Annotated in this window: 19 protein-coding genes; 13 read left to right on the forward strand and 6 right to left on the reverse strand. The window is 67.4% G+C overall.

The window, feature by feature from the left end; all coding sequences use genetic code 11:
• Positions 1 to 29: 29 nt before the first annotated feature.
• From AB6V31_RS03885 to AB6V31_RS03895, 3 genes are all read right to left on the reverse strand, one after another.
• Positions 30 to 806, reverse strand: a complete 777-nt coding sequence (locus AB6V31_RS03885) for an isocitrate lyase/phosphoenolpyruvate mutase family protein (RefSeq protein WP_369364200.1) — start codon at positions 804 to 806, stop codon at positions 30 to 32.
• Positions 803 to 1,471, reverse strand: coding sequence for an SDR family oxidoreductase (locus AB6V31_RS03890; protein WP_369364202.1), 669 nt, complete (start codon positions 1,469 to 1,471; stop codon positions 803 to 805). The genes AB6V31_RS03885 and AB6V31_RS03890 overlap by 4 nt, the downstream gene beginning before the upstream one ends.
• Positions 1,472 to 1,648: 177 nt before the next feature.
• Positions 1,649 to 2,047 carry a YchJ family protein gene (locus AB6V31_RS03895; protein WP_369364203.1) on the reverse strand — a complete coding sequence of 133 codons (399 nt, stop codon included), beginning with the start codon at positions 2,045 to 2,047 and terminating at the stop codon, positions 1,649 to 1,651.
• Positions 2,048 to 2,162: 115 nt separating this feature from the next.
• Here AB6V31_RS03895 and AB6V31_RS03900 point away from each other — a divergent pair, with 115 nt between their 5' ends.
• From AB6V31_RS03900 to AB6V31_RS03930, 7 genes are all read left to right on the forward strand, one after another.
• On the forward strand, positions 2,163 to 3,665 hold the full coding sequence (locus AB6V31_RS03900) for a recombinase family protein (RefSeq protein ID WP_369364205.1): 1,503 nt from the start codon (positions 2,163 to 2,165) through the stop codon (positions 3,663 to 3,665).
• Positions 3,666 to 4,516: 851 nt separating this feature from the next.
• Entirely contained in the window at positions 4,517 to 5,488 is a 972-nt protein-coding gene (locus AB6V31_RS03905; protein ID WP_369364207.1) for a P22 phage major capsid protein family protein, read from the forward strand.
• A 93-nt stretch (positions 5,489 to 5,581) separates the two neighbouring features.
• Entirely contained in the window at positions 5,582 to 5,974 is a 393-nt protein-coding gene (locus AB6V31_RS03910; protein WP_369364208.1) for a hypothetical protein, read from the forward strand.
• A 430-nt stretch (positions 5,975 to 6,404) separates the two neighbouring features.
• Complete coding sequence (locus AB6V31_RS03915; protein ID WP_369364210.1) at positions 6,405 to 6,947, forward strand: DUF4365 domain-containing protein; 543 nt, start codon at positions 6,405 to 6,407, stop codon at positions 6,945 to 6,947.
• Positions 6,944 to 8,080: a hypothetical protein gene (locus AB6V31_RS03920; RefSeq protein ID WP_369364212.1), complete on the forward strand. Its 1,137-nt coding sequence runs from the start codon at positions 6,944 to 6,946 to the stop codon at positions 8,078 to 8,080. Before AB6V31_RS03915 ends, AB6V31_RS03920 begins: the two co-directional genes overlap by 4 nt.
• A 226-nt stretch (positions 8,081 to 8,306) precedes the next feature.
• Positions 8,307 to 9,554 carry a DNA sulfur modification protein DndB gene (locus AB6V31_RS03925; RefSeq protein ID WP_369364213.1) on the forward strand — a complete coding sequence of 416 codons (1,248 nt, stop codon included), beginning with the start codon at positions 8,307 to 8,309 and terminating at the stop codon, positions 9,552 to 9,554.
• Between the two features lie 19 nt (positions 9,555 to 9,573).
• The gene (locus AB6V31_RS03930) at positions 9,574 to 10,119 is read left to right on the forward strand and encodes a hypothetical protein (RefSeq protein WP_369364215.1); all 546 of its coding nucleotides are present in this window, start codon (positions 9,574 to 9,576) and stop codon (positions 10,117 to 10,119) included.
• Between the two features lie 148 nt (positions 10,120 to 10,267).
• On the opposite strand, the gene AB6V31_RS03935 is transcribed toward AB6V31_RS03930, so the two are convergent.
• A complete protein-coding gene (locus AB6V31_RS03935; RefSeq protein WP_369364217.1) occupies positions 10,268 to 11,392 on the reverse strand; it encodes a hypothetical protein in 1,125 nt (374 codons plus the stop codon).
• A gap of 82 nt (positions 11,393 to 11,474) precedes the next feature.
• Between AB6V31_RS03935 and AB6V31_RS03940 the strand changes: the two genes are divergently transcribed.
• Positions 11,475 to 12,398: a 5'-3' exonuclease H3TH domain-containing protein gene (locus AB6V31_RS03940; RefSeq protein WP_369364219.1), complete on the forward strand. Its 924-nt coding sequence runs from the start codon at positions 11,475 to 11,477 to the stop codon at positions 12,396 to 12,398.
• A gap of 6 nt (positions 12,399 to 12,404) precedes the next feature.
• On the opposite strand, the gene AB6V31_RS03945 is transcribed toward AB6V31_RS03940, so the two are convergent.
• Together AB6V31_RS03945 and trpD are read right to left on the reverse strand one after the other, a co-directional pair.
• On the reverse strand, positions 12,405 to 13,397 hold the full coding sequence (locus tag AB6V31_RS03945; protein ID WP_369364220.1) for a PHP domain-containing protein: 993 nt from the start codon (positions 13,395 to 13,397) through the stop codon (positions 12,405 to 12,407).
• Between the two features lie 2 nt (positions 13,398 to 13,399).
• Positions 13,400 to 14,461: an anthranilate phosphoribosyltransferase gene (trpD, locus tag AB6V31_RS03950; RefSeq protein WP_369364222.1), complete on the reverse strand. Its 1,062-nt coding sequence runs from the start codon at positions 14,459 to 14,461 to the stop codon at positions 13,400 to 13,402.
• Positions 14,462 to 14,594: 133 nt separating this feature from the next.
• Between trpD and AB6V31_RS03955 the strand changes: the two genes are divergently transcribed.
• The 5 genes from AB6V31_RS03955 to AB6V31_RS03975 all read left to right on the forward strand — a co-directional run bounded on the left by AB6V31_RS03955 (position 14,595) and on the right by AB6V31_RS03975 (position 19,645).
• Positions 14,595 to 15,266 (forward strand): heme-copper oxidase subunit III, encoded by a 672-nt coding sequence (locus AB6V31_RS03955; RefSeq protein WP_056227822.1) that lies wholly within the window; start codon positions 14,595 to 14,597, stop codon positions 15,264 to 15,266.
• 15 nt (positions 15,267 to 15,281) lie between these two features.
• The gene (locus AB6V31_RS03960; RefSeq protein WP_056227819.1) at positions 15,282 to 16,094 is read left to right on the forward strand and encodes a c-type cytochrome; all 813 of its coding nucleotides are present in this window, start codon (positions 15,282 to 15,284) and stop codon (positions 16,092 to 16,094) included.
• Between the two features lie 39 nt (positions 16,095 to 16,133).
• Positions 16,134 to 17,192 (forward strand): ubiquinol-cytochrome c reductase iron-sulfur subunit, encoded by a 1,059-nt coding sequence (locus AB6V31_RS03965; RefSeq protein ID WP_056227815.1) that lies wholly within the window; start codon positions 16,134 to 16,136, stop codon positions 17,190 to 17,192.
• 125 nt (positions 17,193 to 17,317) lie between these two features.
• Positions 17,318 to 19,030 (forward strand): cytochrome bc complex cytochrome b subunit, encoded by a 1,713-nt coding sequence (locus AB6V31_RS03970; protein ID WP_256335521.1) that lies wholly within the window; start codon positions 17,318 to 17,320, stop codon positions 19,028 to 19,030.
• Between the two features lie 207 nt (positions 19,031 to 19,237).
• The gene (locus AB6V31_RS03975) at positions 19,238 to 19,645 is read left to right on the forward strand and encodes a rhodanese-like domain-containing protein (protein WP_056227809.1); all 408 of its coding nucleotides are present in this window, start codon (positions 19,238 to 19,240) and stop codon (positions 19,643 to 19,645) included.
• Positions 19,646 to 19,677: the final 32 nt, after the last annotated feature.

The raw sequence follows: 19,677 nt of genomic DNA on the forward strand, positions 1-19,677 counted from the left end.
CAGGCCGCGACGCCCCACCGGGCGAATCGTCAGTTCAGTTCGCGCACCGACGAGGGGATGACGCCCGTGCCGTAAAGGTCGATCGCGAGGTCCTGCAGCGCCGTCAACGCGACGCGCTGCGTGAGCGGACCGTACGAGATCCGCGCCACACCGAGCTTCTCGTACTCGGCGGCCGACAGCGCCCCGGGGAAGCCGATGACGCTCAGGCGCTGTTCCCCGAGCCCCTCGACTAGTCGACTCGTCGTGTCGGCGTCCAGAAGCCCCGGGACGAACACCGAGGTCGCCCCGGCGTCGAGGAAGGCGCGGCCGCGCTTCACGGCATCCGCGATCTTGTCGTCGAGCGGACGGTCGCCGCCCTTCACGAACACATCGGTGCGCGCGTTCAGCACGAAGGGGACGCCCTCGGCCTCCCCCGCCGCGATCACGGCCTCGACGGCGGCCACCGCCTCATCGAACGGCTTGACCCGGTCCTCGACGTTCGCGCCGACCACACCCACGCCGATGGCGCGCCGGGTCGTCTCGCCGGGGTTTCCGAAGCCCGCGTCGAGGTCGGCCGTCACCGGCACGTCGACCGCCGCCACGATGCGTCCGACCATGTCGAGCATGACGTCGAGGGGGATGTTCTCGCCGTCCTCGTACCCGAAGGTCGCAGCGATCGAGTGGCCGGCGGTGGCGAGGGCCTTCGTCTCGGGCAGAGCGGCGACCGCCTGCGCCGACACGACGTCCCAGATGTTGACGACCCGGAGGATCTCGGGGGCGGTGTGCAGGGCGGCGAACGAAGCCGCCTTCTCGCTCAGGGCGCTCATGCCTGTCCCCCGTCCGCGCGGTCGGCGACGATCGCCTCGGCGATCAACGTGTCGCCCGCGCCGAAGCGGATGAACCGGCCCACCGTGGCCGGCTGCACGAGCACAGCGGCCGCGACGGCGGCCACGTCGGCACGAGAGACTTCGGCCTTGCCCTGCGGCGCCGTCGTGATGCGGCCGGTGGGCTCGTCCGTCGTGAGGGTACCGGGGCCGAGGATCGTCCAATCAAGGTCGCTGGCGCGCAGGTGGTCGTCGGCCGCGAGCTTGGCGTCGGCGTAGGCGAAGAACGAGTCGTCGGGGTCGATGCCGTGATCGGGCGTCGAGCCGATCCACGACACCATCACGAACCGGCGGACGCCCGCCTTCGATGCCGCATCGACCGCACGCTGCGCGGCATCGCGGTCGACCGCGTAGGTGCGCTCGGCGCTGCCGCCACCCGCACCGGCGGACCACACGACCGCGTCGGCACCCGAGAAGGCCTTCGCCATCTCGTCGACGTCCGCGTTCTCGACGTCGAGGACGAGGGGCGTGCCGCCCGCCTGCTCGATGTCGGCCTTCTGCTCCGCCTTGCGGATTACCGACGTCGCGTCGTCGCCGCGGTCGGCGAGCAGTCGAGCGAGGTGGAGGGCCACCTTGCCGTGCCCTCCGACGATCACGATGCGTTCCATGTCACTGTCCTCTTCCTTGTCGATCGACTTCTGTCGAATCCTCCGGCCGGCGCTGTCACAGGACTGCCGCATCGGGACCACCTCGACCGCCAGTGCGGTGCCGGGGATCTTTGATCGACCCTACGCACGACCCGCGACACCCCCGCGGGCTTGACGAGGTCCTCGAGCGGTTCCGATTCAGTCGACGTCGCCGTCGACGTAGACCCAGCGTCCGCCGCGCCGCGCGAACCGGCTGCGCTCGCGCAGCACGCCGCGGTCGGGCCCGTGCCGCCACGACGCGCGGAAGGTCACGGTCGCGTTCTCGCCGTCTTCCGACGCGTCCTCGATCTCGAGGCCCGACCATCGCGTGCCGTCATCGACGACGATGTCGTCGGGACGCGTCCGCGGACGCCACGACCTCGCCAGGTGGACCGCGTCGCCGACCGAGAACGCGGTGTACCGCGAACGCATCAACCGCTCGGCGTTCGGGGCGGCCTCGCCGTCCAGGATCGGCCCGCAGCACTCCCCGAACGCGGCGCGGCCGCACGGGCACACGGCATCCGGTGCCGGTCGTCGGGAGGCGGAACCGAAGGACATCCGGCCACTCTAGGTCAGCCGAGCCGCCGGCGTGCCAGGATCGGGGGCGTGACCGATCGCCTCATGCTCCTCTACACCGCCTCGGTATACTTCACCTATGTCACCTACACGCGTCGTGGGCTACGTTCGGCTCTCTCGGGAGACCGCCGATTCAACTTCGGTGGCTCGACAGCGACAGGTCATCGAGGCTCACGCACGTAGTCGCGGCTGGGAGCTCGTCACAACGGTCGAGGACATCGACGTCAGCGCATCCAAACGACGCCTCGACCGCCCGGGCCTTACTCGCGTCCGCGCCCTTGTCGCCGAGGGCAAGGCGGAGGCCGTTCTCGTGTGGCGTCTCGACCGTCTCGCTCGATCTGTCGTCGACTTCGGCACACTCCTCGACGACGGCCTCAATGTGGTGTCGTGCACCGAGCCGCTCGACACCACGACCGCTATGGGTCGCGCGATGGCCGAGGTGCTCCAAGTGTTCGCGGCGCTCGAATCGCGTACCATCGGCGACCGCCTCAAGTCGACCATTGCCTACCGCGTCGGGCAGGGCGACCGCTGGCGCGGCGGCCCGACGCCGTACGGCTACAAGTCCGTCCCCCACCCCTCCGGGGACGGTAAGACGCTGGCCGTGGAACCCGTCGAGGCTGAGTTCGTCAGACGGGCCGCCAACATCGTCCTCGGGGGCGGCACGCTCTACAAAGCCATGCAAGCGCTCACCGCGGACGGCTCCAAGCCCCGTCGTGCGGAGACGTGGTCACTCTCTAGCCTTCGCGTTGTGCTAACCGGCGACTCGGCACTCGGTCGTCAGTCGCGCCACGGGGTGCCTCTCCGCGACGAGGAGGGCGTCATCGCCACTCCGTGGGAGCCGATCCTCCCCGTCGAGCATGTAGAGCGCCTGCGTGCCATCCTCGCCCCCCGCCCTCTCACCCAGACGCGCCGCAAGGCGTCTCGGCTCCTCTCCGGCCTCCTCGTCTGCGGAACGTGCGGTAGCCGCCTCCGCGTCAACTCTCGACGCTCCGAGGGCGGCCATATCGAGTCCTACGGATGCCGAGCAAACGGCGACGGGCGCGCCTGCTCCCGCCCGGCGAGTATCAATGCCGATCAGGTCGAGGCGTTCCTCGTCGACGAGTTTCTCTCCGTCACGGGCCGCATGGCCGTCGTTGAGCACCGCCAAGTGATCCGCGATGTCGCGGGCTTGGCCGAGGTTGAGGAGGCTATCGCCCACACCACAGACTCAATGCGGGAGCCTGGCGCCGACATCGGCGCGTTGGTCGCCCGGCTCGCGGCGCTCACGTCGTCGCGCGACGAGCTCGCGTCGCGGCCCACGAAGCCAATCATCGAGGTCGTCGAGACCGGGGAGACCTACGGCCAACAATGGGAGCGCTCGGACGACGACGAACGCCGCGCGATGCTATCCGGCGTACTCCGCGGCCCCATCCCCGTTACAGCCATCGGGCGAGGCTACAGGCGTATCGACGCCGACCGCGTTGCGGCACCCTGGCCGTGGTTGGACGAATTCGCCAATCGATTCATCGAGCCGTCATGGTCCGACGGGGGCAACTCGAACCCGAACGCCGTGGCATGGCTCCGCGAACGTCAGGCGGCCCGGGCCAACTCGTCGACCTAGTCGAGATATGGCCCAGTCAGCGTTATGCACCTAGTGATTTCGCGTATCTAAAGATGTGTTCTGCTGACGCCGTATGCACCTAGTGACACTTACAGGGACGATGCCTCGAGGGCATCGTCCCTGGCATCGTCCCTGGGCACCGTCCCTGAAAATAACCCGGAATTCCGCGGAAAAGTTGCGAATAGGGACGCTGGTCGCTGCCGTCGTACCAATCGTCTTACGGTCGGCAACAACGCCAGCGCCCGCGAGAGCCGGGTCGTTCACCTTTGGTGCACAACGTCGAGGGTTTCGGATGGGTCGGCATGACGAGCGGACGGGCAGACCTGGGCACCCAGGCGGTATATCCAAACGTAAACAACACTTTCTCCCCCGGAATGGTGCCCCCGCAATGTCGCACACCCTCACCTGTCGCTCGTGTGGTCGCACGTTCACCGCCGCTCGCCGACACGCTCTAACGTGCTCCAACGCGTGCCGGATGCGTCGGTACTCCGAGCGCCGCACGGCGCTCATCACCGACCTCACTGCCGTGGCCCGCGAGCCCCTCGCCGTCAAGCTCGCCGCCTGACACCCCCAACGCTCCCGCGTCGCTACCCTGCGACGCGTCCCGCCCGCCCGCCTCACCGCCGCTCGCGACGGCACGAGGGACAGCGGGCACGCCCATGCCGGTCGCTCCGGCACGGCTCCCCCTGACGTCCTCGTCGCGGGCCCAAGCGGGCGCCGTGACGAGGACGCCGCCGTCATACCCGACGACGACGCCAAGGCGCGACGCCGTCACCAACCGCTAGACGCGGTCTCCACTCATCCATCCCGGGCATCCATCCGCCCACCGCTCCCATAGGAGACCCGCCACCATGGCAAACACCTTCCAAACCGACACCGTCGCCGTCGCCGACGTCGCCATCCGCCTCGCGCTCGGCGCGTTCCACCTGGCCGAGGTCGCACAGCGCTTCGACTCGTCCGACTTCGTCGCCGGTCGAGGCGACACGGTCTACCTGACCGTTCCCGGTGCGCTGACCGCCCACGGTCGCACGCTCGACGACGTCACCACCGCCATCATCAGCGAGCGACTCTCCGAGCTCCGGGAGCCGATCAAGCTCGCGACGCACGACTACTCGGCTGTGACCCTCTCGGAGGCCGACCTCAGCCTCAACCTCGTCGACCTCGGCAAGCAAGTGATCCTGCCCCAGGCCGACGCCGTGGCCGCCAAGGTCGAGCGCGCGCTCGCCGACGTCATCGCGGGCATCACCGCCGACGCCGCCATCAAGTTCGACGCCGCCAAGCCGGTCTCGCTCTTCACCAAGGGTCGGGCGGCACTCCGCGCCAAGGGCATCAACGTCACGGGCGAGCCTCTCGTCGCGCTCGTCGGTTCGACCGTCTATGACGCGCTCCTCGACTCCGGCGCGCTCGACGCCGAGAAGCTCGGCGGTGACGCCTCGGCGCTCACCAAGGGCGCCGTCGGCAACCTGCGCGGCTTCGAGGTCATCGAGTCCGCGTCCGGTGCACCCGACGAGGTCGTGTTTCTCACCAAGCGCGGCTCGCTCTACCTCGCCAACCGCGCCCCCGAGGTGCCGAGCGGCGTGACGGGCAACAAGTCCACGCGCGAGGGCTTCGAGCTCCGCACGATCCAGGACTACGACGCGACCTACACGGCGCAACGCTCGGTCCTGTCGACCTTCGTCGGCGCGGGCATCCTCCCCGCCTACAAGGCCACCCGCACCGAGGACGTCGCCGTCCAAGGCGACGAGGGCTTCGTCGCCGGGTCCGTGACCCTCACGCCCATCCCGGGCGGCGCGACCGTCAAGGCCAGCATCACGAGCGTCTAACCGACGCTTACCCCGGCGCTTCGGCGCCACCGCGAGCCCGCCCGCACATCCCGCGGGCGGGCTCGCCCCCAGACACGACAGGACACCCGCACCATGCCCTCCACCGCGCTCCCGCTCAGCGACCCCACTGGCACCCGCCGCAAGGCGTTCCTCTCGCTCGTTCGCGACGAGGACATCATGCACAGCCTCGACAGCGTCGCCGACGACACCCTCGTCACCATCGGCCTCGGGCTCGCACTGGAGGCCTATGAGGGCCGATGGAACGGCACCCGCGACCTCGCCGCTGCCCGCTTCGGCATCCCCGCCGACGTCGTCGAGCTCCTCGCCGCCGCCGCGCTCACGGCGCTCCTGCCCACCATGGGCGCCATCATTCTCGCCCGCCCCAACGACGCCACCCTCGCCGAGCTTCGAACCTGGCTCGCCTCCAACGGCTACCGAGCCGCCCCGGCGCGCGCATCGGCCAAGGGCAAGGGCCGCCGCCGATGAGCCGCCGCGCAAACCGCACCGGCCGCGTCGCACGCACCTTCGAGGCTCAACGCTCCCGCGACTGGGCTGGCAAGCAACACCCGCGCGGCGAAACGCCCGCAACCCGCGCCGCCCGGCTCACCGCCCTTCGCGCGCACCTCGCCCCGACGCCAAAGTCGAGGCGTTCTGACTACGACCTCGACGACCGCCCCATCGCCGAACTTGCTGTCCCGCACTAGCCCGCCTCCAACGCCCCGCCCCGCCCCCCTGGCGTGCGAGCGGGGGCCGTTCGCGTGCGATCGGTCCTGGCCACCGCCGCGCCTGCCCGGCTGAAGTTCCGCCGGTCGGGCTCAAACCGCCACCCACATGCCGTCCCCCTCCGCCGATCCGGACCCGGCACACCCGCTGCTCCGCTTCGCGACGTCGTTCGCTGTGCCGCTAGAGTCAGGCCATGCCAACGACGTCTGAACCGGAAGCGCTGCTTCCCTTTCAGCAACTCGACCTGAACGCCAGGAAGGGCCGCTTCGGCGTCGTGTACATGCGCGCTATTGCTGGCCAAGCCGGTTGCGGATTCAACGAGACCAGCCCCGGCGAGGACACACTCGCGGTCGACCACGTGCTCGACTTCCCCGAGGGGTCCGTCCGAGTCCAGGTCAAGACGACGGCAACGATGGCGATCGATGACGACGACGAGTACCTGTCTTTCAGCGCCGAAGACAAGTGGATCACCAAGTGGGCGCGGGTCCAGGTGCCCCTCTACTTCGTCATCGTGGTCGTGCCGAGTGTCAGTGACTCGTGGTTAGCTCATGACGTCAACGGGACGCAGATGGTCAAGACGGCCGCCTACTGGGTCCGCCTCGCTCCGGAACAGTTCGACACGACGAAGACAATCAAGGTCCCCCGCGCCCAGCGCGTGACCCTGGAAACGATCCCGACGTGGCACACCGACCTCGTCAACTTGTACACCCCGACCGCCGGGGAGGAGGCAGCATGAACAACCCCACTGCTGCCCGCCGCGACGTCGCCAGCTTCCTGAGCCGTAAGGGATGGAAAGCCGATCCAGCGGGGCCCATCGGCGAACTGTGGCGCCTCCCTTCGGAATCCGGCGCACATGCCCTCGCAGTCCCGTTTGAACTGGAACAAGGTTCAGCCGAGTTCAACGGCATCGCCGCACGCCTCGGCCACATCGATAATGTTCCCGCCCGGGACGTCGCCGACGCGATCGAACGAGAGTTTCAAGACATTCAGAATTACCGGATCGGCGATCCGTTCGTCATGGACGACAGCGTCCTTCTCGACAGCGCATCGACGGTCCTCGCGTCAGCTCGGCGGATGGTGCGCGCAGCCGCGACCACCGCCCGCAAGTCTCGTCCCCATATCGGCACCAACTACAGCGCCCCTGGCGACGAGCTAGCCGCACTGGTCCGCCTTTCCCATACGCGCCGCGGGTCGTTCGTGCTGCCGGTGGTGATGCCGGTCGAGCCGCCTGAACTGACGGACGCCGAAATCCTCGGAGACCGCACAGAGATTGAATCCGGCGAACGACGTGTCACCCGCACCCTGGCATCAGCAATCGCGGCGATCAACACCATCGCCGTGCAGCCGGATCGGGAACCTACGACCGATGACGTGGTGCACCTCGTGCAGGCCGGAGCGAGTAGCGAACTTGTCGCATCAGTACGGGCGATCGCAATTCAGTCCGGCATTCAGACTTTCGACATCAAGTTTCAATGGGCACCCGGGCTGCGCGCACCGGGCGGTATCCCTGAACGCGTTGTCATCCCCGACGAAGCCGCTCCAGTCCTGGCCCGGGTTGAGAAGAAGATGAAGGTTTCGCGCCGGGAAGTGAACGAGTCGGTATCCGGGCAGATCGTCGAGATTCGGCACCTTCCCGACGAACCGTTGGGTGAGATTGCGATCCGGACTATACGCAACAATCGCAGCGCGGAGATCCGGATCACCACCACGGAGGCCATAATCAGGTCGGCGTACGACTGGGCCAAGCAATCCCGCGCCATTATCGCCCGAGGGAAGGTGGTCACGACGCCTGGCCGCCCGCTGTCCATCCCGCAGCCCGAACAGGTCCAGGCGCTGGACGCACTCTTCGCTGAGCAACCAACGCCCTGACCCTGGGCGCCCGTCGTCAGCGTAGCGCTGCTCAGCACCGAACGCGCCCCAGCCCTCCGTGCTTGAGGGCTGGGAGGGCGCTCCCCCTAACCCCTGAGATTCGTTCCCGGTGCGGCATAGCGTCTGCCTACGCGTACGTAGCGTGCGGTTGTTTTTCGTTTCTCTGTGTTTCGTCCCTTCCGCCTAGCTATCGTGATCACAGATCACACAGGACGGACAGGATCAGATGAAGCCCGAAATCAACGGATTCGTAGAGAAGCCACGTCTCAACGCAGACCAAAGCATCTACCGGGGCCGTCTTACTTTGCCTGGGACGCAATGGACCGGTCTTGGAGCCGACGCGGTCGCCACGGTGACTCTGACCTTGGAACAGATCGCGGACGCGGCGGAGAGCCGGCTTCTGTGGACAGATCAGTCTGTGCAGCGGGGAATTCTGCCGACCGCCGCGCGGAATACGGCCAACGAACTCCCGCTCTCGGACGGGTACCCGGACGAGACGGTTTACGTCTTCGATGGCGACAACGCCGACGACATGACCGAGAAGCTCCTCCGTGGGGAGCGACTATTTCTCAACCCGCTCGTGTGGAACCTACGACCAGGCACATTTACTGCCTACTGGGACGACTCGGACAGATCCGTTCTGGTGTACTCCGGGAAGGTCTACCTGCCCGACTCCCATCACAGACACCAAGCGATCCTCAAGGCCGTTCGCAGTTATCAGCAGCATCCCGCTGGCTATCCGAAGTTTGACCTTGCCCGCCAGTTCAAGGTAGAGCTCTATTTCCTGGACCGTGAGGACGAGGGCAACTACTTCTACGACAAGAACCAGCGGACCAAGCCCACCGCGCTGTCAAAGGCGTATGACCTGACCACCGAGGACGACCTCTCCACGCTGGCGAAGAGAGTCTTGGAACTCAACCCTAACCTCGATGCCGGGACGAATCGAGTCACGGATCGGCTCAGCCGGAAGGCCCCGTACTTCGTCACCCTCTCGACCCTCCGCGAGGTGATGCGGACCTATGCCGGAGGCACGGAGGTTGAGGACGCGCAGCTAGAGGGGCTTGCTGCGATAGCTGCAGAATTCTTCGAGCTGCTCGCTGGAGTGCGACCCGAACTCAGAGCGACGACTCCGCAATCCGCGCGCGACGAGTCGCTAGCTTCCCAGGCGGTGCTCATGCATGGATACGCCGCGATCATGCAGGACTACAGTCTCGACCGCGCGACGCTCGGCAGCTCGCGGGCGCGCAAGTTGTGGGCGGCACGGTTGGAAGCACTCGACCCAGCACGAACCTATGTGGACGGCGGCTGGTCAGGCGATTTCCTGTCGGTCCATAATCCTCTCTGGCAAGAGGTTGGAGTCGTCCAGATTCGTCCAACGACCGGCGCCCGGACTATCGCCAACAACGGAGGAAGCCGCGCGCGGGCCGGACAGGCCCTGCGTGAGTACGTGCGCCGCGAGGTACCCGGTGACTAGCGGCGAGGAGGCGAATGAGGTGGCATCAGAGTCACACGACGCCTGGAACGATGGAGCCCCCGTAATCGAGCCCTCGCCCTCCACAAACCCAGATACCGAAGACGAGCGCGGCCGACCATCCCTGCTCGCAGGGCGATCAAGCCAACCCCTTGGCGAACGTGAGGTCAGAGCGGTTGCCGAGACATTCGCGGGTCTCGATTACACCGTGCCGATCCGGTACGACAGTGACGGACGCACCTCCTTCCGCATCGAGTTAGACGAGTTCGACATACGCACGGGCATTGTCGTTTACGGTCGGGATATCTATCCCGGCACGGGACTTATCGACCCGAATAGCGCCCTCGGTATGCAGGCAGCGGCAGCGCACGAAATCAGCCATTACTACCGTTGGCGTGACCGCACCGAACTTCCCGAGCTTGAGTTCGAGCACCTCGACGAAGCACTAACAAGCCTCGACGCAGCTATCCGCTTCTCCCAGCTGCCCCCGCATCACGTGCGGCAACTGATACTCGACGCGATACAGAGGATTCAGTTGCACTACCAAGGCGTGCGCAACGCCGATTGAAATGCAGAGCTTTCCTGCGTGCCCGTCTAGCCCGTTCGATCGCCTCCGCGCCGCATAGTCAACGCCCCCGGCCCCGCTTTCGCTAGCGCGCCCGGGGGCGTTTCGTCGTTTGCGCAGCCCGTCGAGTCCGCTCGCGGTCGGGACACTCCTACGGCGAGACTGGCATGCCGCTGGGCGGCTGACTCCCGTCGCGCCGCTCCAGCGCCTCGAGCAACGTCACTGACGACAGGAATGTCCCGAACAGGTAATCGAGGAACTCGTCGCCGTAAGCAGTCCGCTGGCGATCGTTCCGGTGGCGGATTCCAAAGTTATTCGCGATGTTGAAGAGGTCGTCCTCGTCCCTCCCCAGAACCACCTTGGCCCTGCCACGACGAGATTCCAGGGCACCGGCAAGAAGAGCGAGCGCCTGTCGCTTTTGTGTGCTCGATGCGCCCCGTTCACGGAAGTCGCGGATCGCGTGCGCGACTTCGTCTTCTGGGTTGCCCGAGCCTTCCGCCACTCGAGCGTCCGCACTGTCGTCGATAGGGTTCCCGAAGCGGTGGATCAGGCGTCCGCGCTCCTCACCCGAGCGTCCGAGGACTAGTTCCGCACGGTGTCGACGAAGGAGATCATTGACCCGCCAACGGTAGACCGCTCCCCCGGATTCGGCGCTATGCGAGTCGTAGTGCGGTCCGCAGTCGCCGTAATCGTGGTGGTACAGGATCGTCCGCGGCCTCTGCGCCTGGTCGTGAAAGTACTCCATGATCGAGTAGAGGACTGGCTCGTCCCAGTCCCCACCCATCGTTGGAGTACCATCCCAGCCGAACGGCATGTGGATGGCTCGGCGGACTCGCTCACCGACCTCGTCAAAGTCGACGGGAGCATCGGAGCACCACCGCGGTAGCGCCGCCGGGAAATACCCGCGGTCTTGCAGCTCAAGCAGGAGCGCGGCGTACTGAACGCCGAGGGCGTCATATGGGTTACCCGGTGCCGACGTGTGGCCCTCGCGCTCGGCGTAGTAGCGCGGAGCGACATACGGCATGAGTCGGGAATCATCTTTCGTGAGGTCGAGTAACCACCCGCGCATCGACCCACCGTGCACGTCCGGCTCGAACACGTTACGTGTCCCGAACTCCGCCGAGAAAGCTCTCACCACGGCCGAATCGTCGAACGCCTCGCCGAGTAGGTGAGTAGACGCCTGGAAGAGGATGTCTTCTGGAAGCAGCCTTACGCGGTTGGCTTCCCAGATGAACAGTTCTTTCGGCCAGACGAGCCGATATTGCGGTTCCGCCACGTCGATAGCCTAGGCCGCCGGGAGCTAGTTGCTCGGTCTTCGCGAGCCGCCTCGCCGTGGTTACCGTCGCTACGATGGCCATATGTCGACGACACGTCGTGAAAAGTTGCTTTTGCTAGACACCGCATCGCTGTACTTCCGCGCGTTCTACGGTGTGCCCGACAAGGTCAAGGCAGCCGACGGCTCGTCGGTGAACGCCGTCCGCGGCCTGCTCGACATGATCGCGAAGCTCGTCACGACGTACGAGCCGACGCGGCTCGTCGCGTGCTGGGACGACGACTGGCGGCCCCAGTGGCGCGTCGACCTGCTTCCGAGCTATAAGGCCCACCGCGTCGTCGAGGTGGTCGCCGCGGGGCCGGACGTCGAAGAGGTGCCCGATCCGCTCGAGGCGCAGATCCCGCTCATCCGCGAGGCGCTCGCGGTGCTCGGCATCCCCGTGGTGGGTGCCGCCGAGCACGAGGCCGACGACGTGATCGGCGCCCTCGCGACGCGCGCCGAGATTCCCGTCGACATCGTCACCGGCGATCGCGACCTCTTCCAGCTGGTCGACGACGCGCGCGGCATCCGGATCGTTTACACCGCTCGGGGCATGAGCAACCTCGAGCTCGTCGACGACGCCGCCGTCTTCTCGAAGTACGGCGTCCACGCCGATCAGTACGCCGACTTCGCGGTGTTGCGCGGCGACCCCTCCGACGGCCTGCCGGGCGTCTCGGGCATCGGCGAGAAGTCCGCGGCGGCGCTGCTGAGCGCGTGCGGCGATCTCGACGGCGTCCGATCCGGGGTTCTCGACGGCACCGCGGGGACGCCCGCCCAGCGCGCGAAGATCGCGGCCGCCGCGGACTACCTCGAGGCCGCTCCGACCGTGGTGCGCGTCGCCCGCGAGCTGGACCTCGCTCCGTTCGACGACCGCCTCGGTCCGGTCGACCGCGATGCCGCCGAGAAGCTCGCCGAACGCTGGAACCTCGGCTCGTCGATGACGAGGGCACTGGCGGCGCTTCCCGCTTGATCGCTCTCAGCGACTCCGCTCGAGCCAGGCGCGCAGACGATCGAGCGGCCACGTCGTGACGATCCGGTCGGCGGGGACGCCCGCGGCCTCGGCACGCGCCCCACCGTAGTCGAGGAGCGAGAGCTGCCCCGGAGCGTGCGCGTCGGAATCGATCGAGAAGAGGCAGCCGGCCTCGATCGCGAGGGCGAGCAGATCGTCGGGCGGATCCTGTCGCTCGGGGCGCGAGTTGATCTCGACCGCCACTCCCGACGCGGCCGCCGCCGCGAACACCTCGCGCGCGTCGAACTCCGACGGGGGCCGCATCCCGCGGGCGCCCTCGACGAGCCGACCGGTCACGTGCCCGAGCACGTCGACCCGTGGATCGCTCGCCGCCGCGACGAGCCGTCTCGTCATGGGCCCGCGTTCCATCCGCAGTTTGGAATGAGCGGATGCCACGACCACATCGAGTGCGTGCAGCAGCTCGTCCTCCTGGTCGAGGGCGCCGTCGTCGAGGATGTCGACCTCGATCCCGGTGAGCAGGGTGAATCCCTCGCCGCGGTGACCGCGGACGATCTCGATCTGCGCGCGCAACCGCTCGGGCGACAACCCGTTGGCGACCGTGAGCCGGGGCGAGTGATCGGTCAGGGCGAGGTACTCGTGGCCGAGACCGCGCGCCGCGTCGACCATGGCCTCGATCGGCGTCAGCCCGTCCGACCAGTCGCTGTGACTGTGCAGGTCGCCCTTGAGTTGCGCCCGCAGCTCCTCCCCTCCCGCGGGGGCGGACTCGGCCCGGAGCTTCGCCAGGCGCTCGGGCACCTCGCCCGCGAGGGCCTGCTGGATCACCGCGAAGGTCGACTCGCCGATCCCCGCGCGACGACGGAGGCCCGGATCCCGCAGCTGCGCGTCGCTCAAGCCCTCGATCGCGGCGGCCGCGGTGCGGAACGCCTTCGATTTGTAGCGCGACGATCTCTCCCGCTCGAGCAGGTACGCGATCTCGGTGAGCGCGTCGAGCGGGTCCACGGCTATTCCGCCAGCGCCTTCGAGGCGTCAACCCAGTCGTCGAGCTTCGCCGAGGCGCGTCCGTCGTCGATCGCGGCGGCCGCGTCGGTCATCGCCTCGGCCAGTCGCTCGAGGATCGGTCGCTGCACCTGGGCGGCGTCCTGGAACAGCCGGAACGACACGAGCCCCGCCGCGGCGTTCAGCAGCACGATGTCGCGGACCGCCCCGTGGTCACCGCCGAGCACCCGCCGCACCACGGTGGCGTTGTGATCGGGAGAGCCCCCGAGCAGGTCGTCCATATCGGCGAGAGGGATGCCGAGATCCCGGGGATCCAGGTCGTGCTCGTGGACGTCGCCGCGGCTGATCTCCCACACGCGGCTGTGCCCGGTCGTGGTCAGTTCGTCGAGGCCGTCGTCGCCGCGGAACACCAGCGCCGTCGCGCCGCGCGTGCGGAACACGCCCGTGATGAGGGGGACGCGGTCGAGGTGGGCGACGCCGACCGCGTTGGCCTCGGCGCGAGCCGGGTTGCAGAGCGGGCCGAGGAAGTTGAAGACCGTGGGGACCCCCAGCTCCGATCGCGTGGCCGCCGCGTGCCGGAACCCCGGATGGAAGGCCGAGGCGAACGCGAACGTGATGCCGGTGAGATCGAGGATCTCGGCCACCTTCTCGGGCGACAGCGTGAGTCCGATGCCCAGCGACGACAGTACGTCCGACGAGCCCGAGGCCGAGCTGGCCGCCCGGTTCCCGTGCTTGACGACGGGAACTCCGGATGCCGCGGCCACGATGGCCGCCATCGTCGAGATGTTGACGGTGCCGTAACGGTCTCCGCCCGTGCCCACGATGTCGAGCACCTCGGCACGGACCGGCAGCGGCACGGCCGCCTCGAGGATCGCGTCACGGAAGCCGACGATCTCCTCCACCGTCTCACCCTTGGCGCGCAACGCCATGAGGAAACCACCGAGCTGAGAGGGCGTGGCCTCCCCCGCCATTACCTTGCGCATCGCCCACGTGGACTCCGAGACGCTGAGGTCGGTGCCGGCCAGCAGCGACGAGAGGAGATCGGGCCACGAGAAACGTTCCGCCATGCCACGATCCTCCCATACGCGTGTCGCGTGACCGCGCCCGGGCACGCGGCTCCGAAACAGCCTCCGTACCGGGCCTTATGTGCAGATTCTGAGGCATCCCTAAGTCTCGACGATGGAATATCCCAGGGTGGGGATGGGAATATCGGGCTCCCGGATCGCGCATAATGGAACGGTGACGACCTCAGCGACGTATTCCCAGGCTGTGCGTGCCGTGAAGCGGCCCGACCCGGTCGCCGTGGGCACCATCGTGTGGCTGGGCAGCGAGGTCATGTTCTTCGCCGGCCTGTTCGCGATCTACTTCACCCTCCGCAGCACGTCGGCCTCTCTGTGGGCCGAAGAGACGCAGCTGCTCAACGTCCCCTTCGCGACCGTCAACACGATCATCCTCGTGCTGTCCTCGGTCACGTGCCAGATGGGCGTCTTCGCCGCGGAGCGGTACCAGCCGTACCGCACCGGCGGACGCACCGGCTTCCTGAAGTGGGGAATGGTGGAGTGGTTCTACCTCACCTTCATCCTCGGCGCGGTCTTCGTGTCGGGTCAGGTGTGGGAGTACGCGACGCTGGTTGCCGAGGGCATGCCCATCAGCGCCAACCCCTACGCCTCGGCCTTCTACATCACCACCGGCTTCCACGCCCTGCACGTGACGGGTGGCCTCATCGCCTTCCTGCTCGTGATCGGTCGTGCCTACGCCGTGAAGAACTTCGGTCGGAAAGAGATGACCACCTCGATCGTCGTGTCGTACTACTGGCACTTCGTCGACGTCGTCTGGATCGCCCTGTTCTTCGTCATCTACTTCCTCAAGTAAGAGAGCAGTACCCACATGGCACGCGAGAAGAAGACTCGTCGGGCGTCCGGGCGTCGTAGCCCCCTGGCCGCCGCGGCGCTCATCGGCATCGGACTCCTCCTGACCGGAGGCGTCTACGCCGGCGCATCGGCCGCGATGGCCGCCACCTCCGGCACCCCCACGAGCGAGGCGAACTCCGCGACGGCGGTCGAGGAAGGGCAGAAGCTCTTCCAGGCCAACTGCGCGACGTGCCACGGTCTCGACCTCCAGGGCAGCCAGCAGGGCCCGTCGCTCTTCGGCGTCGGCGAGCTCTCGGTGCACTTCCAGGTCTCGACCGGACGCATGCCGCTGCAGGCCCAGGGCCCGCAGGCTCCGGTCAAGCCCCCGCAGTTCACCGAAGAGCAGGTCAACGCCATCGCCGCGTACGTGCAGTCCGCGGCACCGGGACCGACCTACCCGACCGAGGACCTCGTCGACGGCCAGGGCGACCTGTCGCACGGCGCCGAGCTCTTCCGCATCAACTGCGCCATGTGCCACAACGTGGCTGGTGCCGGCGGCGCGCTGACCGAGGGCAAGTACGCCCCCGACCTGCACACCACCACCCCGGTCAACATCTACGCGGCCATGGTCACCGGCCCGCAGAACATGCCGGTGTTCAACGACCTGAACCTCACCCCCGAAGACAAGCGCGACGTCATCTCGTACCTCATGTACCTGCAGAAGAACGACTCGCCCGGTGGCTACGCCCTCGGCTCGCTCGGTCCGGTCTCCGAGGGTCTGTTCATCTGGATCTTCGGTATCGGGGCGCTCATCGCCCTGACCGTATGGATCACGGCGAAGTCCAACTGACCGTCGTCTTCGACATCACGTAAACGCACGAGGAGCACCATGGCACACGAGGACGACGCACTCGAGCACGAGAGGGCTTCCTGGAAGCCCGCCTCGGGGCTCGCCGTCGCGGTTCCCGACGCCGTACAGAACCCCGGCCTTCCCGGCCACCGTCAGCGCATGACCGACCAGGACCCGCAGGCGATGAAGCGTGCGGTCCGCACGGTCTACACGCTGTTCTACTTCTCGGTCGCGGCGAGCATCTGGGCGAGCATCGCCTACATGATCTTCCCGATCGAGTCGGGCGCGCTGATCGACATCCGCTACAACAACCTCTTCATCGGGCTCGGCATCGCATTCGCGCTGCTCGCGATCGGCATCGGCACCATTCACTGGGGCAAGTCGGTCATGTCCGACAAGGAGTACATCGAGGACCGTCACGCCACCCGTGGTCGCGACGAGGTCCGCGAGGGCGCGATCAACGTCTTCGAAGAGGCGAACAAGGATTCCGGCTTCGGACGTCGCGAGATCATCCGCAACTCGCTGTTCGCCGCGCTGGCCGCCTCGGTCATCCCCGGCATCACCCTGTTCCGCGGCCTCGCGCCGCAGGACCAGGACCCGGTGAAGCTCCTCAGCCACACCATGTGGAAAGAGGGCATGCGCCTGACGCACGACCCCTCGGGACGCCCGATCCGCGCCGCTGACGTCACGCTGGGCTCCGCCTTCCACGTGATCCCCGAAGAACTCGCGGGACTCGGCCACGACGAGGGCTACCTCGAAGAGAAGGCCAAGGCGATCGTCCTGCTCATGCGCATGCAGCCCGAGCAGCTCAACCCCGAGACCAACAACCTGGACTGGTCGTACGACGGCATCATCGCGTACTCGAAGGTCTGCACCCACGTCGGTTGCCCCGTCGCGCTCTACGAGCAGCAGACCCACCACCTCCTGTGCCCCTGCCACCAGTCGCAGTTCGACGTCGCCAACGGTGCGGCCGTCATCTTCGGCCCGGCCGCCCGTCCCCTGCCGCAGCTCCCCATCACCGTCGACGCCGAGGGTTACCTCGTCGCGCAGAGTGACTTCCACGAGCCCGTCGGCCCCAGCTTCTGGGAGCGCTCATGAGCATCGGTACCCACCCCACCGAGAACGTCACCACCGAGCCCGCGGTCCACGCCGGCGCGCCGGCGACGAGCGGGCGTGACGGAAAGCCGCTCGGCGGCCGCTTCGTCGGCTCCGTCGCGAACTACATGGACGAGCGCACGAGCATGTCGGGCATCGTCAAGGAGCTCGGACGCAAGGTCTTCCCCGACCACTGGTCGTTCATGCTCGGCGAGATCGCGCTGTGGAGCTTCGTGGTCGTGCTGCTCTCGGGCACGTTCCTGACGTTCTTCTTCCAGGCGTCCATGGTCGAGACGCATTACAACGGCGCCTACGAGCCCATGCGCGGCATCGCGATGTCGGCCGCGATGGAGTCGGCCCTGCACATCTCGTTCGACCTGCGCGGCGGCCTGCTCGTCCGACAGATCCACCACTGGGCCGCCCTCGTGTTCGTCGCCGGTATCGGCGTCCACATGCTCCGCGTCTTCTTCACCGGTGCGTTCCGCAAGCCCCGCGAGCTCAACTGGGTCGTCGGCTTCATCCTCTTCATCCTCGCGATGGCCGAGGGCTTCACCGGCTACTCGCTCCCTGACGACCTGCTCTCCGGCAACGGTCTGCGCATCATCGACGGCATGATCAAGGGTCTGCCGATCATCGGCACCTGGACCTCGTTCCTGCTCTTCGGCGGCGAGTTCCCCGGTACCGCGATCGTCGGACGCCTGTACACGCTGCACATCCTGCTGCTGCCCGCGATCCTCGTGGCGCTGCTCGCCGTGCACCTCATGCTGATGATCATCAACAAGCACACGCAGTTCGCCGGGCCCGCCCGCACGAACAGCAACGTCGTGGGCTACCCGATGCTCCCGGTGTACGCCTCCAAGATGGGTGGCTTCTTCTTCATCACGTTCGGTGTGATCGTTCTGATCGCCGCGCTGGTGACGATCAACCCCATCTGGAACTACGGTCCGTACGACCCGTCCCCGGTGTCCGCCGGTACGCAGCCCGACTGGTACATCGGCTTCGCCGACGGCATGCTCCGTCTGATCCCGCCGCACCTCGAATTCGTGCTCTGGGACCACACCTTCTCGTGGAACATCATCATCCCCGTCGGTGTCCTGGGTCTCTTCATCGTCCTCGTGCTGGTGTACCCCTTCATCGAGGCGTGGGTGACCGGCGACAAGCGCGAGCACCACATCGCCCAGCGTCCGCGCAACGCCGCGACGCGCACGGCGATCGGTGCTGCCGGTGTGACGTTCTACGCCGTGATGTGGGCCGCTGCCTCTTCGGACATCGTGGCGACGCACTTCCACCTCACGATGGAAGGCGTCATCCACGTCCTGCAGGCCCTGCTGATCCTGGGCCCGATCCTCGCCTACTTCGTCACGAAGCGCATCTGCATCGCGCTGCAGAAGAAGGACCGCGAGATCGCGCTCCACGGCTACGAGTCGGGCCGTATCGTCCGCCTGCCCGGCGGCGAGTACATCGAGGTCCACCAGCCGGTCGACGAGTACGAGCGCTGGAAGCTGGTCGACAACGAGACGTACGAGCCTCTCGTCGTCCGTCCCAACGCCAACGGTGAGATCCCCTGGTACGAGAACGTCCGTGGTGCGGTGTCCCGCTGGTTCTTCGAGGACCGGCTCGCTCCCCTCACGCAGGCTGAGCTCGACGCCGCGGTCGCCCACCAGCACCACGAGCTCGACCACATCGACCACGAGGAGGCCGACGAGATCGCCGGCGCCAACGCTCGTGCCGATGAGGACGGTCGCCCCCGCAACGCGGTCGGTGAGCGCGCCGAGGTCGAGATCCCGGCTCCCAAGGGACTCGAAGAGCGCAACCGCCCGAACGGCGACAAGAGCGAGTAATCGCCCGTCGACGAAACCCCGGTGCTTCGGCACCGGGGTTTCGCGTTTCCCGGGCCGGCAAGCCGTCACGACGGCTCCGAAGAGTGCGCGCGGATCCAGCGCCGCGCGAGTTACCCGCTCCCCCGCCCACGCCAGCTGGCAGAGAAGCGCGGGGGCATGGCATCCCCTCTCTTTCCGCGTGCCGGACGCGTCTCTAGCGTGAAAGGCATGACCGATGCCGTGGACTACTTCTCTCGCCGTCTCGCCTTCGAGACCGACCCCAGCGATGTCTACGCCGCGCAGAAGGCCGGAGACGACCTGGTGCTCGTCGACGTGCGCGGAGACGACGCATGGGCGCAGGGACGCGTCTCGGGCGCCGTCCACATGCCCTACCGGGAGATCGCCGAACGAGCTCACCGCGAGATCCCGGCCGGCACGCCGGTGGTCGTCTACTGCTGGAGCCCGGGCTGCAACGCCGGGCAGAAGGGCGCGCTCGCGTTCGCGTGGCTCGGATACGACGTCCGAGAGATGATCGGCGGATACGAGTACTGGGTGCGCGAGGGCCAACCCACCGAGAACGACGAGGGGCTCCGCGAGCGGGTCTTCGACCCGACCGTCATGGTGGTCCGCTCTTGAGCCTCGAGAGCGCCCCCACCTGCGGTTAGGCT

Source organism: Microbacterium sp. 16-032 (genome assembly GCF_041079455.1).
In the GTDB taxonomy this organism is placed as follows: Bacteria; Actinomycetota; Actinomycetes; order Actinomycetales; family Microbacteriaceae; genus Microbacterium; species Microbacterium testaceum_A.

Excerpts from the sequence above, each read along its gene's own strand:
- AB6V31_RS03885 (WP_369364200.1), bottom strand. The coding sequence starts at position 806 with ATGAGCGCCCTGAGCGAGAAGGCGGCTTCGTTCGCCGCCCTGCACACC.
- AB6V31_RS03940 (WP_369364219.1), top strand. The coding sequence starts at position 11,475 with ATGTCGACGACACGTCGTGAAAAGTTGCTTTTGCTAGACACCGCATCG.
- AB6V31_RS03925 (WP_369364213.1), top strand. The coding sequence starts at position 8,307 with ATGAAGCCCGAAATCAACGGATTCGTAGAGAAGCCACGTCTCAACGCA.
- AB6V31_RS03910 (WP_369364208.1), top strand. The coding sequence starts at position 5,582 with ATGCCCTCCACCGCGCTCCCGCTCAGCGACCCCACTGGCACCCGCCGC.
- AB6V31_RS03960 (WP_056227819.1), top strand. The coding sequence starts at position 15,282 with ATGGCACGCGAGAAGAAGACTCGTCGGGCGTCCGGGCGTCGTAGCCCC.
- AB6V31_RS03965 (WP_056227815.1), top strand. The coding sequence starts at position 16,134 with ATGGCACACGAGGACGACGCACTCGAGCACGAGAGGGCTTCCTGGAAG.
- AB6V31_RS03895 (WP_369364203.1), bottom strand. The coding sequence starts at position 2,047 with ATGTCCTTCGGTTCCGCCTCCCGACGACCGGCACCGGATGCCGTGTGC.
- AB6V31_RS03970 (WP_256335521.1), top strand. The coding sequence starts at position 17,318 with ATGGACGAGCGCACGAGCATGTCGGGCATCGTCAAGGAGCTCGGACGC.
- AB6V31_RS03975 (WP_056227809.1), top strand. The coding sequence starts at position 19,238 with ATGACCGATGCCGTGGACTACTTCTCTCGCCGTCTCGCCTTCGAGACC.
- trpD (WP_369364222.1), bottom strand. The coding sequence starts at position 14,461 with ATGGCGGAACGTTTCTCGTGGCCCGATCTCCTCTCGTCGCTGCTGGCC.
- AB6V31_RS03890 (WP_369364202.1), bottom strand. The coding sequence starts at position 1,471 with ATGGAACGCATCGTGATCGTCGGAGGGCACGGCAAGGTGGCCCTCCAC.
- AB6V31_RS03955 (WP_056227822.1), top strand. The coding sequence starts at position 14,595 with ATGGGAATATCGGGCTCCCGGATCGCGCATAATGGAACGGTGACGACC.
- AB6V31_RS03905 (WP_369364207.1), top strand. The coding sequence starts at position 4,517 with ATGGCAAACACCTTCCAAACCGACACCGTCGCCGTCGCCGACGTCGCC.
- AB6V31_RS03920 (WP_369364212.1), top strand. The coding sequence starts at position 6,944 with ATGAACAACCCCACTGCTGCCCGCCGCGACGTCGCCAGCTTCCTGAGC.
- AB6V31_RS03915 (WP_369364210.1), top strand. The coding sequence starts at position 6,405 with ATGCCAACGACGTCTGAACCGGAAGCGCTGCTTCCCTTTCAGCAACTC.